At 70.1% G+C, this 16,034-nt stretch carries 15 protein-coding genes and 1 pseudogene; 6 read left to right on the top strand and 10 right to left on the bottom strand.

Annotated elements, in window-relative coordinates:
• Positions 1–285: 285 nt before the first annotated feature.
• The 4 genes from FL344_RS35930 to pdxA all read left to right on the top strand — a co-directional run bounded on the left by FL344_RS35930 (position 286) and on the right by pdxA (position 4,489).
• On the top strand, positions 286–1,305 hold the full coding sequence (locus tag FL344_RS35930; protein ID WP_141621693.1) for an alpha/beta fold hydrolase: 1,020 nt from the start codon (positions 286–288) through the stop codon (positions 1,303–1,305).
• 106 nt (positions 1,306–1,411) lie between these two features.
• Positions 1,412–2,410 carry a peptidyl-prolyl cis-trans isomerase gene (locus FL344_RS35925; protein WP_194863379.1) on the top strand — a complete coding sequence of 333 codons (999 nt, stop codon included), beginning with the start codon at positions 1,412–1,414 and terminating at the stop codon, positions 2,408–2,410.
• Between the two features lie 64 nt (positions 2,411–2,474).
• On the top strand, positions 2,475–3,443 hold the full coding sequence (locus FL344_RS35920) for a peptidylprolyl isomerase (RefSeq protein ID WP_194863378.1): 969 nt from the start codon (positions 2,475–2,477) through the stop codon (positions 3,441–3,443).
• Positions 3,444–3,448: 5 nt separating this feature from the next.
• Positions 3,449–4,489, top strand: coding sequence for a 4-hydroxythreonine-4-phosphate dehydrogenase PdxA (gene pdxA / locus FL344_RS35915; RefSeq protein WP_141621690.1), 1,041 nt, complete (start codon positions 3,449–3,451; stop codon positions 4,487–4,489).
• Positions 4,490–4,766: 277 nt separating this feature from the next.
• Here pdxA and FL344_RS35910 read toward each other — a convergent pair whose 3' ends face one another.
• On the bottom strand, positions 4,767–6,308 hold the full coding sequence (locus tag FL344_RS35910; protein ID WP_141621688.1) for an AgmX/PglI C-terminal domain-containing protein: 1,542 nt from the start codon (positions 6,306–6,308) through the stop codon (positions 4,767–4,769).
• A gap of 321 nt (positions 6,309–6,629) precedes the next feature.
• Here FL344_RS35910 and FL344_RS35905 point away from each other — a divergent pair, with 321 nt between their 5' ends.
• Both FL344_RS35905 and FL344_RS35900 read left to right on the top strand, forming a co-directional pair.
• The gene (locus FL344_RS35905; protein WP_141621687.1) at positions 6,630–7,061 is read left to right on the top strand and encodes a nuclear transport factor 2 family protein; all 432 of its coding nucleotides are present in this window, start codon (positions 6,630–6,632) and stop codon (positions 7,059–7,061) included.
• 135 nt (positions 7,062–7,196) lie between these two features.
• Entirely contained in the window at positions 7,197–7,778 is a 582-nt protein-coding gene (locus FL344_RS35900) for a carboxypeptidase-like regulatory domain-containing protein (protein WP_228558625.1), read from the top strand.
• Here FL344_RS35900 and FL344_RS35895 read toward each other — a convergent pair.
• From FL344_RS35895 to FL344_RS35855, 9 genes and pseudogenes are all read right to left on the bottom strand, one after another.
• A complete protein-coding gene (locus FL344_RS35895) occupies positions 7,741–9,144 on the bottom strand; it encodes an aminopeptidase P family protein (protein ID WP_141594489.1) in 1,404 nt (467 codons plus the stop codon). The genes FL344_RS35900 and FL344_RS35895 overlap by 38 nt on opposite strands.
• Positions 9,145–9,159: 15 nt before the next feature.
• A complete protein-coding gene (locus FL344_RS35890) occupies positions 9,160–9,540 on the bottom strand; it encodes a response regulator (RefSeq protein WP_013936365.1) in 381 nt (126 codons plus the stop codon).
• Positions 9,540–10,268, bottom strand: a complete 729-nt coding sequence (locus FL344_RS35885) for a HAMP domain-containing sensor histidine kinase (RefSeq protein ID WP_090486560.1) — start codon at positions 10,266–10,268, stop codon at positions 9,540–9,542. The genes FL344_RS35890 and FL344_RS35885 overlap by 1 nt, the downstream gene beginning before the upstream one ends.
• 3 nt (positions 10,269–10,271) lie before the next feature.
• Positions 10,272–11,039 (bottom strand): response regulator, encoded by a 768-nt coding sequence (locus FL344_RS35880; protein WP_140786870.1) that lies wholly within the window; start codon positions 11,037–11,039, stop codon positions 10,272–10,274.
• On the bottom strand, positions 11,036–12,436 hold the full coding sequence (locus tag FL344_RS35875) for a sensor histidine kinase (protein WP_141621685.1): 1,401 nt from the start codon (positions 12,434–12,436) through the stop codon (positions 11,036–11,038). The genes FL344_RS35880 and FL344_RS35875 overlap by 4 nt, the downstream gene beginning before the upstream one ends.
• On the bottom strand, positions 12,433–13,047 hold the full coding sequence (locus FL344_RS35870; protein WP_141594638.1) for a RedB protein: 615 nt from the start codon (positions 13,045–13,047) through the stop codon (positions 12,433–12,435). The genes FL344_RS35875 and FL344_RS35870 overlap by 4 nt, the downstream gene beginning before the upstream one ends.
• Positions 13,048–13,342: 295 nt before the next feature.
• Positions 13,343–13,678, bottom strand: coding sequence for an HPF/RaiA family ribosome-associated protein (locus FL344_RS35865; RefSeq protein ID WP_140786867.1), 336 nt, complete (start codon positions 13,676–13,678; stop codon positions 13,343–13,345).
• Positions 13,679–13,896: 218 nt separating this feature from the next.
• Positions 13,897–14,907, bottom strand: coding sequence for a zinc-dependent alcohol dehydrogenase family protein (locus FL344_RS35860; RefSeq protein WP_141594640.1), 1,011 nt, complete (start codon positions 14,905–14,907; stop codon positions 13,897–13,899).
• 64 nt (positions 14,908–14,971) lie between these two features.
• Positions 14,972–16,034: pseudogene (locus FL344_RS35855) on the bottom strand (hypothetical protein); the annotation flags it as partial.

Raw genomic sequence — 16,034 nt, 5'->3', positions numbered from 1 at the left:
CCCTCCCCCTTCCCCCACCACGCCCAACAACCGCACCTGGTGCCGCTCCATCTTCCGAAGGGCCGCCAGAAGGGTATCCGTGGGAAAAACGGTGGCGAAAAGGGAGGACCACATTTCCTTCCAAGCCTGTTTCCGCCGCATTGCCACCTCCTTCGAGTCGTTGCCTACATCTCCCTGCAACAGTCCTGCCGGGCGGGTGCTTGCTCACCAATGAACACGGCATGGCCCCGCGGTCCGGCTTAGACTGGCGACGTGACTCGTCGACAGGTGGCACGGTTGGGTCGGATGGCGGACCTCTTTTCGCGAACGATGGTGCGCGGGAAGGAGGGGCTGCTGACGCTCACCTTCCGCCCGGACGAGCTGTACCGGGTGCCCACGGACGACGGGGCCTCCATTGCCCTGGGCCGCTACCACGCCCGAGGCGAGAAGCGCTTCGCCCAGCCCGTCATCCTCTGCCACGGGTTGGGGGCCAACCGCTTCCACATGGACTTCGACGAGCAGTACAGCCTGGCCCGCTACCTGGCCCGGTCCGGCTTTGAAACGTGGGTGCTGGAGCTGCGGGGCCGGGGGCTGGCGGGCGACTGCCCGGATTTCAACTTCGATGACCAGGCCGAGCATGACGTGCGCACGGCGGTGCGTACCGTCCTGTCCACAGGTGCGAAGGAAGTGCTCTGGGTTGGTCATTCCAAGGGCGGGCTGATGCTCTATGCCCACCTGGCGAAGACGCCGCAGGCGCCCGTACGGGCGGCCGTCGCCCTGGGCAGTCCCTTCACCTTCGCGGTGCAGCCGGGCCTGCGCACCTTCATCCAGAAGGTGGAGCCGGTGCTGAAGCTGCGGGTCATCCCCACCAGCCGCGTCACCAGCATCGCCCTGTTCGGCGCGCCGCCCGGGCCCATGAGCCGGTACATGATGCTGGCGGAGAACATGGAGACGGAGGTGGTGCGGCGCGCGCTGGCCAACGTGCCCGCGGACATCGCCGGCGGCGTGGGGCGCCAGTTCGCACGGTGGATCACCACCAACCGCTTCACGTCCTACAACGGCGAGTTCGACTACTGCGAGTCCCTGTCCCGGGTGACCATCCCCTTCCTGCTGCTGGCGGGCAGCAAGGACCTGCTGGCCCCACCCATGGCGGTGGCGCGCGCCAAGGAGTACCTGGGCGGGCCGGTGAAGGTCCTGGTCGCCGGCAAGGCCCACGGCTTCGGGGCGGACTACGGGCACGCGGACCTGGTCCTGGGCCGCCGGGCCCCTGACGAAATCTTCCCCCTGGTGGAGGCGTTCCTCTCCGCACACGCGACGCAGCCGTAGGCCCGGTGAGGTTGTCCGGCCCTGCCCGGCGTGCTACCGGAACGGGCCTCGCGCCATGACTGACGGCTTGCCAATCTGGAGCCCTCCCCCTCACGAGGCCCCGCGCATGCGCTTTTCTCCCACCCGCGCCTTCCTGGTCCCACTCGCCATCGCCCTGGCCGCGGGGGTGGGCATGCCCGCCTGCACCAAACCCGTGATGGAGACGCCGGAGGCCCTGGTGGTCGCCAGCGTCAACGGCGAGGTGCTCAGCCGGGCGGACTTCGAACAGGAGCTGTGGCGCGAGCTGGCGCTGACGGACATGTCCCAGCGCACCTTGGAGGACGTGGAGCCCTTCAAGCGCGCGCTCCTCGACACGTACATCCACCGGATGCTGCTGCTGCAGGAGGCTCGCAAGCACAACATCACCGTCACCCCGGAAGAGGTGGACCGGGGGGTGCTGCGGCTGTCCGGGGACTATCCGGCGGGCAACTTCAACGAGGTCCTGGCCCAGGGGCAGCTCTCCATGGCGGAGCTGCGCTCGCGGGAAGCAAGCCGGCTGACCATCGAGAAGCTGTTCGCCAGCCACGTCTATTCGCGCGTGGCGGTGACGGAAGAAGAACTGCGGGCCTGGTACGGCGCGCACGAGAAGGACTTCCACGAGCCTGAGCAGGTCCACGCCGCGCAAATCGTGGTGAAGGGCCTGGACGAGGCACGGCGCCTGCAAACCCAGCTCAAGTCCGGCAAGAAGTTCGCGGACCTGGCGCGCAGGTATTCGCTCAGCGCGGACGCCAAGGTGGGGGGCGACCTGGGGTTCTTCCCCCGGGGGCAGATGCCGCCCGCCTTCGACGAGGTGGTATTCAAGCTGGGGGTGGGGCAGGTTTCGGACGTGGTGTCCACCGAGTACGGCTTCCACCTGTTCCGCGTGCTGGAGCGCAAGCCGGCGCGCAAGCGGGAGTTCGTGGAAGTCCGTTCGCTGGTGGAGGCCAAGCTGCTGGAGCAGAAGCGGTCGCAGGCGCAGGAGACGTTCGAACAGGAGCTGCGGCAGAAGGCGCAGGTCCAGGTGAACGAGGCCACGTTGCAGGCCATCCGCGGGCGTCCGGCGCCTCAGCAGGCGACGGCGGAGTGACGACGAAATCGAAGACCGGGGCGGCGGTTGGACGCGCCCGGGGTGGTACGGAAGGATGGCGGGAATGAAGAAGCTGGTGGCGGCAATCGCGGCGGTGGCGCTCCTGGGGAGCAGCGGGGCGGCGCACGCGGAGCTGGTGGACAAGGTGGCCGCGGTGGTGAACCGCGACATCATCGCGCTGTCCGAGGTGCAGCAGCGCGCGGCGCCGGAGATGGCCCGCGTCAACGACCCGGACCCACGCAAGCGCGGCGAGCAGCGGCTGCAGTTGATGAAGACGGCCCTGGACACCCTCATCGGCGAGAAGCTGATGGAGTCCGAAATCGCGCAGCTGGGCATCACCGCCACCGAGGCGGAGGTGGATGAGCTGGTGGCGGACGTGCGCCAGCAGAACAACATCACCGACCCCGCGCAGTTCGAGCAGCTCCTGCTGGGCGAAGGCCTCACCATGGCCACCTACCGGGACATGATGCGCAAGCGCATCCTGCGTGACCGCCTGCTGCGCATGAAGGTGGGCCCCCAGGTGAAGATCACCGAGGAGGACCTCAAGGCCGCGTACACGCAGTACACTCGCATGGAGAGCGGTGACTCGGAGGTCCACGCGCGCCACATCCTGGTGCAGGTGGACGCCAAGGCCACGGCGGAGCAGGTGGAGGCCGCCAAGAAGCGGGCGGAGGCCATCGCCACGGAAGCGCGCCGGCCGGGCATGGACTTCGCCTCGCTGGCCCGCGCCCGCAGCGAAGGCCCCAGCGCCGCGGACGGCGGTGACCTGGGCTGGTTCAAGCGGGGCGTCATGGTTCCAGCCTTCGAGAAGGCCGCGTTCGGCCTCCCCGAGGGCGGCGTCAGTGAGCCGGTGCGCACCAACTTCGGCTGGCACGTGCTGAAGGTGGAGGAGCGCCGCACGGTGGCCGCCGCGTCCTACGAGGAGATGCGCTCCAAGCTGGAGGGCAAGCTGCTCCAGGAGAAGACGGAGAAGTTCCTCGACCAGTACGTGCAGGAACTGCGGCAGAAGGCCAACGTCGACGTGAAGATGTAGCCGCCGTGGGCCTTCCGCTCGTCGGAATCTCCCTGGGGGACGTGTCGGGCATCGGGCCGGAGGTGACGGCCGCGGCCCTGACGAAGCCCTCCGTGCGCAAGGTGCTCGTCCCCGTCATCTTCGGGGACGGGCCCACGCTGGCGCGCTTCCCCGCCTTCCGCCGCTATGCCCGCGTGGAGCCCTCGGCCCTGGGTCGCGTGGAAGGCCCCACCGTGGTGGAGGTGACGCGGCTCGCGGAGAAGGACCGCGTGCCCGGAAAGCCCTCGCGCGAGGGCGGCCGCGCGCAGTACGCCTTCGTGACGGCGGCCATCGACGCGATGCGGGCCGGACACGTGGACGCGCTGTGCACCGCACCTGTTTCGAAGGAGCAGATTTCCCGCGCGGGCATCCCCTTCATGGGTCACACCGAAGTGCTGGCGGAGGCCTTCGGCGTGGACGTGATGATGTTGATGGATGGGCCTCGCGTACGCGTGGCGCTCGCCACCAACCACGTTCCCCTGGCGGACCTGCCGCGCCTGCTCACCGTGGACGGACTGACCGCGCAGCTCAAGCTGCTGTCGCGCAGCCTGGAGCCGGTGGTGGGCCACAAGCCGCGCATCGCCGTGCTGGGGCTCAACCCACACGCGGGCGAAGGTGGGCTCCTGGGACGCGAAGAGGTGGAGGTGATTGGCCCCGCCATCCGCAAGGCCCGCGCGGCCCGGGTGGACGCGCACGGGCCCATCCCCGCGGACGGGCTCTTCGCGAAGCCCGACGCGGTGGGCGCGCGCTACGACGCGGTGCTGGCCATGTACCACGACCAGGGGCTCATCCCGGCCAAGGCGCTGGACTTCGAGCGCACGGTGAACGTGACGCTGGGCCTGCCCGTGCCGCGCACGTCTCCCGACCACGGCACGGCCTACGCCATCGCCGGCAAGGGTGAGGCGAGCTGCGTGCCCATGGTGGAAGCGCTGCTCAAGGCCGCCCAGCTCGCGGGGGCCCGTCTTGCACACCCGGCAACCGGGCGACGTGCTCGGCCAGGTCCGCTCCGTCCTTCGCCGGGTCGATGAGCTGAACGTGTGCCCCGGAGCCACTGTCCGGGACCACCAGCACGCTCACGAGGCCCCGGGGACACTCCCCCAGGCAGCCTGACGCCATCACCCGCGTCCGCTCGGCGAGGCCCCGTCCCGCCAGGGCCTCCCGCAGCCGGCGTGGCAGGTCCACGCCACCGGCGCTGGCCTCCAACCGCACGAGGCAGCGGTGGCAGACGTGCAACTCCGTGGGCTCCGGCGGCTCGGGTGCTGGCATTCCAAATGGAAGCATAGAAGCCAGTGGTCCGCGCGCGCCTCAGAAGATGAAGGGGAAGCGGATGGGCTCCTGCATCCGCACCTGATGCACCGGGAACTTCCAGCGGCGCACCACGTCCTCGATGCAGCGCGACAGCGGCGTGGCGCGCAGCGCGGCGGTGTCCATGGACACGTTGAGCGTCTCACCGCTGGGGAGCACCGACCACTGCACCATGAAGCGGCCACCGGCCTCCATCGGCGTGCCCTGCGCGTGTGAGCGCAGGCACGCGGTGATGGCGGGCTGGTTCGTCAGCACCACCTGCTTCACGTCCTCCGGCGTGAGGTGCTCCTTCACGTCCACCGCCGGCGGCACGTAGACGGTGCGCGGGGGCTCCTCCGCCTTCGAGAGCTCCGCGTCCGCGTCTTCCGTGAAGCCCAGCTCGCGCGCGAAGGTCTCATCGAGGTCCGCGTACGGCCCCTTCTCCGACGTGTCCTCCTCCACGGCCTCCGCAGCGACATCACCCGGTGAAGTCGCGATGGCGTCTTGAGACGCGGCGCCTTCCGCCCCCGTGTCTCCGAAGTCGAGCTCGACGGGCGCGGGCGGCAGGGCCGCCGCCTCGTCTGGCTTCGCGGGGGCCTTGCGCTTGATGGGCGCGGGGCTCACCACCGCGAGCGACTCCGCCACGGGCGTGCCCGGGTTTCGCGCCGGCTCCGAGGCAGGCACGGAGGCGCGCAGTCCGTTCGCCGCGTCCTGAAGAAGCGTCGAACCCATGCCCGGCTGCGTGCTGGAGACAGCCACGGACGACGCGGCAGCGAGCGCCGCGTCCGGCGATGAACCGCTCACGGCGGCCTGTGTGGGCGTGCTCGCTCCAATGGCGTGCCCGGACATCGCGGCGCCAGCGCCAGCCGAGGACAGGCCCGCCCGGGCGTCACCGCTCGCGCCAAGGACAGCGCCGTTCGCCGTGCGCCGGATGGCATCGTCGACGCTCACCTGCGTCCCCGTGAAGTCGCCACGCACGTAGAGTCCCGCGACCAGCATCAGGCCCGCCGCCAGCGCGCCCACGGCGGCCGCGCCCATCAACTCCCCGGGGCGAAGTCCCAGGACACGGCCTGTCTCGCTCACGCTCGCACCGCGCCACCGCGCGGATTCCAGGTGCGCATGCGGCGGCGCATCGCCCCACATGGGCGCATCCGGCGCACGCGCCAGCACATTCTCCGCACGCGGCGGCAACAAGGCGCCCAGGGACGTCACCGTCTTCGCTCCAGGCGAAGTGCGCATCCACTCGGGAATCTCCACCGTGGGCTCGGGCAACACGTCCAGCATGTGCGAGGTGGACGACGGCAGGCGTTCCAGCCACTCCGTCTCCTCCTCCGCGAGTGCGAGCAACGCACGCATGCTCGCGGAAACATCCGTCACGGGTGCAGGGTCTTCCACGGCCGCGTCGTCTTCACACGCCTCGAGAAGCTCACGGTCGAGATACGCGTCGAGGTCTCCCTCGAGCGCCTCGCTCACGCTCACCGTGCCGCGCGGCTCCAACGCACCTGGAGTGCCTTTGCCCTGAGTACGGAACTGCCCTTCAGCTCCGGAAAGAAGCTCGTCCACACGCCCTCCCTCGCCCGCGCTGCACTCACCGGCCCTGACTTCGACTGGGCGTGCAACGTAGGAACCGGTCCTCGTCGCGCCACCCCCCACTGTTCGTCCTAGAACGCTGTGCCCCCTGGAGGCACCGCGCCTGTCCACTGCTTCACCGGGTCAACTCACGGCGAATGGCGCACGCGGCCCCGCAACTTCGCGCTCTGGAAATTCATTCCGCACGCGCGCATGCGCGCTGTACTCACGACAACGCATGTATCGAGCACTCCTGCATCCACCCCGCTGGCCGCCTCTGCGTGCGGCCATGTTTCCACCCGGAGTCAGTCAGCCATGAGCACGACTTCCACTGACGACCTCCGCACGCTGACCGAGCTCGAAGGCCGCGTCATGCGCGCCATCCAGACGAAGGACCCGGAGGCCATCAAGTCGCTCACGACCGAGGACTTCATCTATCGCGGCGCGGACGGCGCGGAGATGAACCGTGACGCGTTCATCGTGGGCATCGCCGAAATCCCCGGTGACATCACGTCCATCGAAGCCGAAAGAATGAAGTCACACGTCTTCGGTGACACGGGCGTACTCGCCGGCATCCAGCGCTCGCGGCTGCGCATGACGGACGGCAGCGAAGTCACCGACGCCGTGTACTTCACCGACGTGTGGCAGCGCCGCGACGGGAAGTGGCTCATGGTGTTCGCGCACAGCAGCCCGGCCGCGCCCACTGAGGCTCAGCAGGCGCCCGAAGGCGCACCGCAGCAGCAGTAACCCTGCCCCTCCGTCCCACGAGGACGTTCCGCAACCCACACCCCGATGCGCGGCGTCAGGCGCCGCGCACCCCACATCGCAGCGCCTCCTACGCGGAGCGCGCATCCTGATACACTCCGAGACAGGGAGGCCGTCATGATGCAGCTCTTGCACGGTGAGCGCCGGTGGCGCCTGCCGGCCCAGGGGGAAGACTGGCTCATCGTACCGTCCGTCGACCTCGAGCGGCTGAAGCACTCGCAGGCACCGGTACCCGACGTCTTCGTCAGCTCCGCCTTGAAGCGCTGGCTGGCCACCTCCGCCGCGCACACGCTGTATGCGATGTACGAAGCGCTCGGAGGCAGCCGCCCGCTGGGACTGTCCGGCCTGGAGCGCGGCCGGTACGAGCAGCGCCTTCAGCAGCGGCTCACCGAGGCCTTCGTGCATGGGGAGCTGGTGGCGCTCCCCATCGCGCGGCCGGTGCTGCTGCCCACGCCCTGGCCGGAACCACCGCCGCTGACGTCCGAGGAAGCCCCCGTCGAGGAACAGACGTGGCTGGCCATCGAGCTGAAGGACGAGGAGGGCAACCCCATCCCCCACGCGCGCTACCTGGTGACGCTCCCGGATGGGAGCACGCGCGAAGGCACCCTCAACAAGAATGGCTACGCGCGCGTGGACGGCGTGAATCCCGGCCAGTGCCAGGTCACCTTCCCGGAGCTGGACGGGCAGAGCTGGTCATGACGGCCTCGATGTCCGAAGCCTCCTTGGGGATGGCGGCGGTGAGCACCTCGTTGCCATCCGAAGTGACGAGCACGTCGTCCTCGATGCGGATGCCGCGCACGTCCGCGTAGCGCGCCAGCACGTCGCGCTGGAGCCTGTCCTTCGCGCGCGCCATGAGTCGCGCGTCCGACAGGATGGCGGGCACCTGGTACATGCCGGGCTCAATCGTCACCGCCATGCCGGGTTCCAAATCCCGGTCCAGCCGCAGCGAGCGGTGACCGAACTCCGGCGAGCGCGTGCGGCCCGGCGCATAGCCCGCCCGGTCCCCCAGGTCCTCCATGTCATGCACGTCCAGCCCCAGCAGGTGGCCCACGCCGTGCGGGAAGAAGAGCGCGGTGACGCCGTCCACCACCAACTCCTCCGGGTCCCCACGGAGGATGCCCAGCGCCACCAGTCCTCGCGCCATCTCCCGGTGCGCGGCCAGGTGCACGTCGCGGTAGCGCGTCCCCGGCTGGACTGCGTCGATGCTGGCCTTCTGCATGCGCAGCACGACGTCGTACAGCTCGCGCTGCGTCGTGCTGAAGCGGCCCGTCACTGGCCACGTGCGCGTCACGTCACAGGCGAAGCCGGCGGGGCTCTCACCGCCCACGTCGGCCAGCAGCAGGTCGCCCTCGCGCAGCGTGTGGTCATAGCGCAGGTTGTGCAGCACCTCGCCGTGCACGGTGACGATGGGCTGATACGCCGGCCGCATGTCGCGCGAGACGAACTCCGCCTCCATCGCGGCGCGCACCGCGGCCTCCAGGATGCCCGGCCGCGTGGCGCGCATGCCCGCCAGATGGGCCAGCACCGTGACTTCCGCGGCCTGACGCAGCTGCGCCTGCGCGGCGTCGTCGTGGCGAAGCCGCAGCGCAATCATCGCGTCCGCCAGCGGCACATCCACCGCCGCCAGGTGACCGGGACGCACCTCGCGGCCCAGCAGCGCGGCCACGTCCAGGCACGTCTCCAGGTCCGGCGTGGGCAGCGTCGCCACGTCACGGCCCTTCAGCGCCGCGGGCAGCTCGGCGCGCGAGCGCACGGTGCAGCCCGTCCGCTCCGCGATTTCAGCGAAGCCGGGCACCGCGCCGTCCCACAGCGCGTCGTCGGGACCGGGCTCGGGCAGGTACAGCGTCCAGCCCTGGCCGTCATACAGGCCCACGCCGTCCGGCGCCGCGAGCCCGAAGAGGTAGAGGAAGTGGCTCGACGCCCGAAACGGGAACTGGTCGGCGGCGTAGTTGCGCGGGCGGGGGCGGCTCGACGCCAGCAGCGCGGCTGCTCCCCCAAGGGCTTTCGCCAGCTGCTCCCGCCGTCGGGTGAGAGCGGAGCGCTCGGAAACGGAAGGGAGCAGCATTCTGGAACCTCGCGTTCAGGCACCCAGCGGGCGCTGGGGCAACAGCTTGAAAAGGAAGGCCAGCAGGTCGTCGAAGTGGCCGCCCTTGCGGAAGACGGCGTCCACCGGCATGTCGATTTTCCCGTCATGACCGGTGACGAAGACGACCTTGGTCTTCGGCATGTGGTGGCGCACCAGCGGAATCAGCCCCGTCCCAAAGCCGTCACCCAGGCTCTGGTCCAACAGCACGGCGTCATACGCGCGAGGCCGGTTCAATAATCCCGCGGCCTCCGAATAGGAGCCAGCGGTGACGACCGCGAAGCCCGCATCCTCCAAAAGCGCGGACAGCGTCATCCGGTTGGAAGGGTCGTCTTCCACGAGCAGCAGGCAACGCCCGAACGTCCAGTTCGTCTCCATCACTTGCTCCCCCGAGTCACGTCATTCCGGTCATGGGCCCCCGCCTCCGGGCCCGTGAATTGGATTTCCACGTAGGTGCCCCCGGAGGGGCCAGCGCCCAGGTCCAGTTGCCAGCCATGCCGCACGGCCGTCCGGTGGACGATGCTCAGCCCCAGCCCGGCGTGGTGGGGCCGCGTGGTGAAGAAGGGCTCCAGGGCGCGCGAGTACGCCTCCGCCGCCAGGCCCTCTCCGGTGTCCTCCACACGCAGGCACACGCCGCTTTCCGCGTCCCGCGTGCGCACCGTGAGCGTCCCGCCGCGCGGCATGGCCTCCAGCGCGTTGTCCACGAGGCAGCGCACCAGCAGCGCCAGGTCCTCCACCTCCAGCGGGACGCCGCCCTGCTCCTTCAGGTCTCGCACCACCTCCACCGACGGCGGCACCTGGGCCTCGGCGAGCGCGTGCTCCACGCCATCGCGGGCGCTGCACCGGGGACGCGTGCCACCGGTGGGCGGCGGCGCGCGCTTGGAGAGCACGTCCTCCGCGGACGTCAGCTCTTTTTCGATGAGCTGGAAGAAGGTCTCCACGCGCGGGTCCGCGCTCCAGAGGTCCGTCTTCTTCACCTGCCGCATCAAGTAGAACGAGGCGTTGCGGATGCTGGCCAGCTTGTTGCGCAGGTCGTGCCGCAGGGTGGAGGCCACCACATCCGCCACCGCCGCCCGCTCACGCGCCTGGAGGTCTCTGCCTGCCATGGGTCAAATCCTCGCGCCTTGCAGCCCTTGTTGAGGCCGGCCTCGCACCCTTGCAATCGCCTGCACCAGCTCACGCAACGGTACCGGCTTGGTCATACACACCACCGCGCCCTGCGCCGCCACCCTGCGGAGCATCTCCGGCACCACGTGGCCGGACACCGCGATGATGGCGACGGACAGGTTCGCCGCGCGCACCTTGGACACCAGCTCCGGTCCGCTCATCTCCGGCATCACCAGGTCCAGCACGCAGACGTCGTATTCCCCCGAACGCAACGAGGACAACGCCTCCTCGCCGCTGTACACGGCGCGCGCGCGCAGCCCCACCGTGCTCAGGGCGCGCACCATGCCGCGCGCCACCTGTTCGGTGTCGTCCACCACCAGGACCTGCGGCGCCGCCGCCGCGCGCAGCACCGTGTCCAGTGCGTGCGTCACGTCGAAGGGCTTGGGCAGCACGGTGAAGGCGCCCTCGGCGAGCGCGTCATCCACCAGCTCCTCCGCCGTGAAGGCCGTCATCAGCACCACCGGCATGTCGGGGCGCTCCTGCTTGATGCGGCGCAAGAGCTCCACGCCGTGCAGGCCGGGCATGCGGATGTCCGTGAGCACCACGTCCACGGATTGCTTCTCCAGGAGGCGCAAGGCCTCCTCACCATTGGCCGCCTCGAGGACCGTGTGGCCCTCCAGCTCCAGGTTCGCGGCCAAGGTGATGCGAAGCGACTCCTCGTCGTCGACCAGCAGGATGCGCGCGGGGGCCACTGCGACGTCCTCCATCATGCGGCCTGGGCCGCCGCTGCCGCGGGGAGCTCGATGAGGAACTCACTACCCCGCTCCGCTTCGCTGCGCACAGAGATTGTGCCGCCATGACGTTGCACCATGTTGGCGACAATGGCCAGTCCCAAGCCGGTGCCACGCGTCTTCGTGGTGAAGAGCGGTTCGAAAATCTTGGGCAACACCTCCGGAGGAATCCCCGCGCCGTCATCCATGACCCGGATGCGCCAGGGACTCGCGTCTCCACCTTCCGCTACGACTGAAACCACTCCATTGCGCCCCACGGGCATCGCCTCCACCGCGTTCTGCACCAGATTCACCAGGACCTGACGGAACTGCTCCTTGTCCAGGTGTGGCACCGGCAACGACTCCGGCACGTCATTGACGATTCGCACACCATCCCGCTGCGGCACCACGCCAATGGCCTCGTCCACCAACGGACGCAGCGGACACGGCTGGAGCGCGGGCGGACGCTCGCGAGCGAAGTCGAGCAGGTCGGAGATGATTTTCGCGCAGGCGTTCAGCTCGCGCTCCATCAGCCCCAGGAACTGGGGGACCCGTGGGTCATCCGCGGCCCCTGCTGGGTCCCTCGTGAGCTTCCGGGAGAGATAGGCGTGGGAGTTGCGCACGGCGGCCAGCGGGTTTCGCAGCTCGTGCCCCACGCTGGCGGCCAGCTGTCCCACCGCGGCCAGCTTCTCCACGCGGATGAGGTGCTCCTGGAAGCCGCTGAGCTCGCGCAGGGCGCGGTCCAGCTCGCGCGCCTTCGCGTGCTCCCGTTCGCGGGCCAGCTCCAGCTCCGCCCGGCGCACGGCCACCTCGCGCAGCTCGCGCAACATGCCCCGGCACGAATACACCAGCACCACGTCGATGAAGGCCACCCAGAAGGCGTGCTCCACGAACCGCCACAGCTCCGGCGGAAGCCCGCCGTAGAGCGAGTGTGACCACAGGGTGCCGCGCATCACGTGGTCCACGACGGTGGTGATGCTCGCGGTGAGCAGCACCCACGGGTCGCGGTACAGCGCCAGGAAGGCCAGCGAGCCGAAGATGTGGAAGTGCGTCTCCACCCGGCCGTCCGTCAGGTAGATGAGCAGCGAGGACCAGAGCGCCTGGCATACGGCCACCACGTGACGGGTGGGCATGGAGCCCGGGCGCCAGCGGGCCATCACCATGGGGAAGGCGCTGAGCAGCGTCCCCACCAGCACGGCCGCCTGGAGCTGCGCGCCGCTGCCCCGCGGACCGAACAGCGCGATGACGATGCCCACCGCCCACTGGCCCAGCATCAGCCCCGCGAAGAGCCGGTCCGTGCGGACCCGCACCGCGGACAGGTGCTCGCGGAACAGCCGCGCGGCGCGCTCCTTGAGCGCCATGGGCGGGCTGGACGGCTCGTCGCGCGCTGGGCTCATGGCACGCTCCCGCGGGGGTCTTCCAGCTCACAGCCGTAGACGGCGTGCCCGGCCAGCGCTTCCGCCGGCGCGTCACCCAGCAGCGCCTCCACCGCGGCGCGCCCGGCGTTGTCGCCCGCGTGGCCCCGGGCCGTGGTGATGCCGCCGCTGAAGCGCAGCGCCCCACCCGCGTCATAGAAGAGCACCTGACCGGAGGTGACGGCGCCGAAGCGCTCCGCCTGGACGCCGCCCTCGTCGCGCAGGGCGGTGACGCCCGGAATCGCCGCCGCGGAGCGCCACAGCTCGCCCTGCTCCCAATCCTTGCCGGTGCCCTCGGGCTTGAGGAAGAGCACGAAGGCGTCGAGCCGCCCCTGCGCCTTCGCCATCACCAACGAGAGCTCTCCCATGCTCGCGCGCGTGCAGGGACAGAGCGGGTGCGCCAGCATCACCAGCGTGGGACGGCCCTCCACGCGTGGCACGGTGGAGTCCCCGGGCCAGCGCGCGGGTGCCGCCAGGGACTCGCCGGGCGTGAGGGAATAGCGAGCCATGGCGAGCGAACCCGCCACGATGCCACCGAGCCAGACGACGCCGGTCACCACCCACCACCCGCGCTTGCCCCCGGGGCGCCTCATCGCTCACCCCCCGGGTTCGCCCACGACCCACGCGGGCGCCCCGCGCACGGAACCGTGGCGGACTTGGCAAGTGAGGCTGTCGAGTGGACGGCGGCGGTGGTGACGAGGTGGGGAGCCTCGGCGTCGACCCGCAGCACCTGGAGGCGCTGGGCTTTCATGGCGTGACAAGCCACACGATAGCGCCCAGCCCCCCAGGTCTGTCATGGGTTTGAATGGCAAATGTTCGGAATGTGCGTCGCGCGACCGCCCAGCTGGATGTCTGTAATGGGAATGAAGCGCCGCGCGAGCGACACCGTCACCCGTGGTGCGTGTTGAGCGCGTCCGCGTAGTGTTGGAGCTGGCGCCGGGCGGCGTCGAATGCGTCCGTCACCGCCTGGTAGGCATCCTCGTGCCCGGTGCGCGCCTGCGGATCCCGGCTGGCGACGATGTTCCTTCCTGGCACACTCACATCCACACGCACATGGAAATGCCTGCCGTGCTGCTTATGCCGGTGCGGCTCCTCCACCACCACGTGGCACCCCACGATGCCGTCGTAGAACTGCTCCAGCTTGCCGGCGTGGTCGCGGATGTGCTCGCTCAGGGCCTCGCTCGTCTCCATGCCCCGATAGGTGATTTGCAGCGCTCGGTTCATCGTCCGCCTCGCGTGGTGGTGCCCCCGGGAAGGGGGCATCGGGTTGCCTTCCCTTCCGGATGCATTTGCGCGGCCAGCGCGCCAGGTCCGCGAAATTCCATCAAACGCCACGCAAGCCACACGCTGCGTTTGCGGCGAAATGGGACACCGCGCAGTCTCTGCGGGGCGAATTGCCCCAGCCCCCTGAGAGGCGGACGTGGGCCCGCCCGGCTCCGCGCTCAACCCAGGGCCGCCACCTCCAGCACCGCCGCGCCGTGCACCTGCCCTCGCCTCAGCGCGGTGAGGGCATCGTTGGCGGCGGACAGTGGGAAGGTTTGCACCAGGGTGCGCACCGGCACCTTGGGCGCGAGCGCGAGGAAGTCCAGCGCATCCGCCCGGGTGAGGTTCGCCACCGAGCGCACCACCCGCTCCTCCCACAGCAGCGCGTAGGGAAACGCGGGGATGTCGCTCATGTGGATGCCGCCGCACACCACCACGCCGGCCTTGTCCACCGCCCGGAGCGCGGCGGGCACCAGCGCGCCCACGGGAGCGAAGAGGATGGCCGCGTCCAGCCGCTCCGGAGGCACGGTGTCCGAATCCCCCGCCCACTCCGCGCCCAGCTCCCGCGCGAACCGTTGCCCCTCCACGTCCCCCGGCCGGGTGAAGGCGAAGACACGCCGGCCTTGGTGGCGCGCGACCTGGATGAGCAGGTGCGCCGCGGCGCCGAAGCCGTAGAAACCCAGCAGGCGGCGCTCCCTCCCCACCATGCGGAGACTGCGAAAGCCGATGAGGCCCGCGCACATCAATGGCGCGGCGTGGACGTCGGTGTACTCGGGCGGCAGGGGGAAGCAGAAGCGCTGGTGGGCCACCGTGAACTCCGCGTAGCCACCATCCAACTGGTACCCCGTGAAGCGTGCCTGCTCGCAGAGGTTCTCCTGGCCGGCCAGACAGAAGCGGCAGTGGCCGCAGCTCCAGCCGAGCCAGGGGACGCCCACTCGCGTGCCCACGGGAATGGCCGTCGCCCGCTCGCCCGCCGCCTCCACCGTGGCCACGATTTCATGGCCTGGGACCAGCGGCAGCTTGGGCTTCGGCAGCTCACCGTCCACGACGTGCAGGTCGGTGCGGCAGACCGCGCAGGCGCGCACGCGGAGCAACAGCTCCTCCGGGCCTGGGCGAGGAATGGGCAGCCGCGTCTCATGCAGGGGCTGCCCGACCTCGCGCAGCACCATCGCGCGCATGCTCCCTTCCATGCTCCACCCCCTGGCGCCGCGCGCTCCAGCGCAGCGCACCCGGGAGGAAGATGGGAGGGGCTCCTCAAATCTGCACCCCCGCGAGCAGGCCCGGCCACATGCGCACGGTGGTGCGGCCCTCGTCCGCGACGTGGCGCCACTGCGGCCCGATGCCCAGCTCCTTCCACGGGTCGCTGTCATCCCAGGTGACGAGCGTGTTGGCGCTGACGCCACCGAACACCGCGAAGTGCCGCGCCACCTGCCAGCCCGCCGTCAACCGGAGCTGCGCCAGGACATGCTTCGAGTCGTCGAAGAGCCGCTTTGTGTGGACGGTGCTGCTCACCGCGTCGATGTCGAAGAAGAAGCGGCCCGCGGGGATGTGGCCGCCAAGGCCCGCGCCCATGACATAACGGCGGCGGTCCTCGTCGATGGAGGGGCTGTAGCCCACCGTGAACAGTGAGTAGATGTGACGGCCGCCCAGCTTCACGCCCACGTTGGTGAGCGCCACGTCACTGGCCCAGACCTGCACATGTGCCTGACCGCCACCGACGAAGCTGAGGATGCCCACCGCCTCGCCGTCCAACTCGCGGGCCACGTTGAGGATGCCCACCTGCGCGCCCGCCACGTTGTTGGCGATGTTGACGATGCCCACCTGCGCGCCATCCACCTCGCCGCCCACGTTGATGATGGAGAGCTGGGCGCCGGAGAGACTCCGCACGTAGCTGACACCCGAGGACATCTGGAGCCCCGTCATCTGCCCCGCCACGTTGAGGCCCGCGGCGGCCTGGAGCCCGTGAACCCGCTCCGTCGCGATGTTGGCGCCCACCGCAGCCTGGAGCCCGCGCACCGGGCCGCCCGACACGTTGGCGCCCACGCCGAGCTGCGCGCCCAGCAGGCCCTTCCCGGCGACGTTGACTGCCACGGCCACCTGCGTGCCATTCACCTCGCCCGGCGCAATGTTGCCACCCACCGCGAGCTGCGCGCCTTCCGCGTTCCCGCGCACCACGTTGACACCCACCGTGGACTGGAGGCCCAGCAGGTCCGCGCCGGCCACGTTGGCGCCCACGGAGAACTGGGCGCCCGTCACCGGCCCCCGGGCCAGGTTGGCGCCCACCGCGAGCTGCGCGCCGCTCAGCCCACCCTCCCCC

Origin of the sequence: Myxococcus sp. AB036A, from assembly GCF_006547355.1 — a bacterium.
GTDB lineage: Bacteria > Myxococcota > Myxococcia > Myxococcales > Myxococcaceae > Myxococcus > Myxococcus virescens.
The sequence above is the reverse complement of the archived record's forward strand: the minus strand, read 5'-3'. Positions and strand labels throughout refer to the sequence as shown.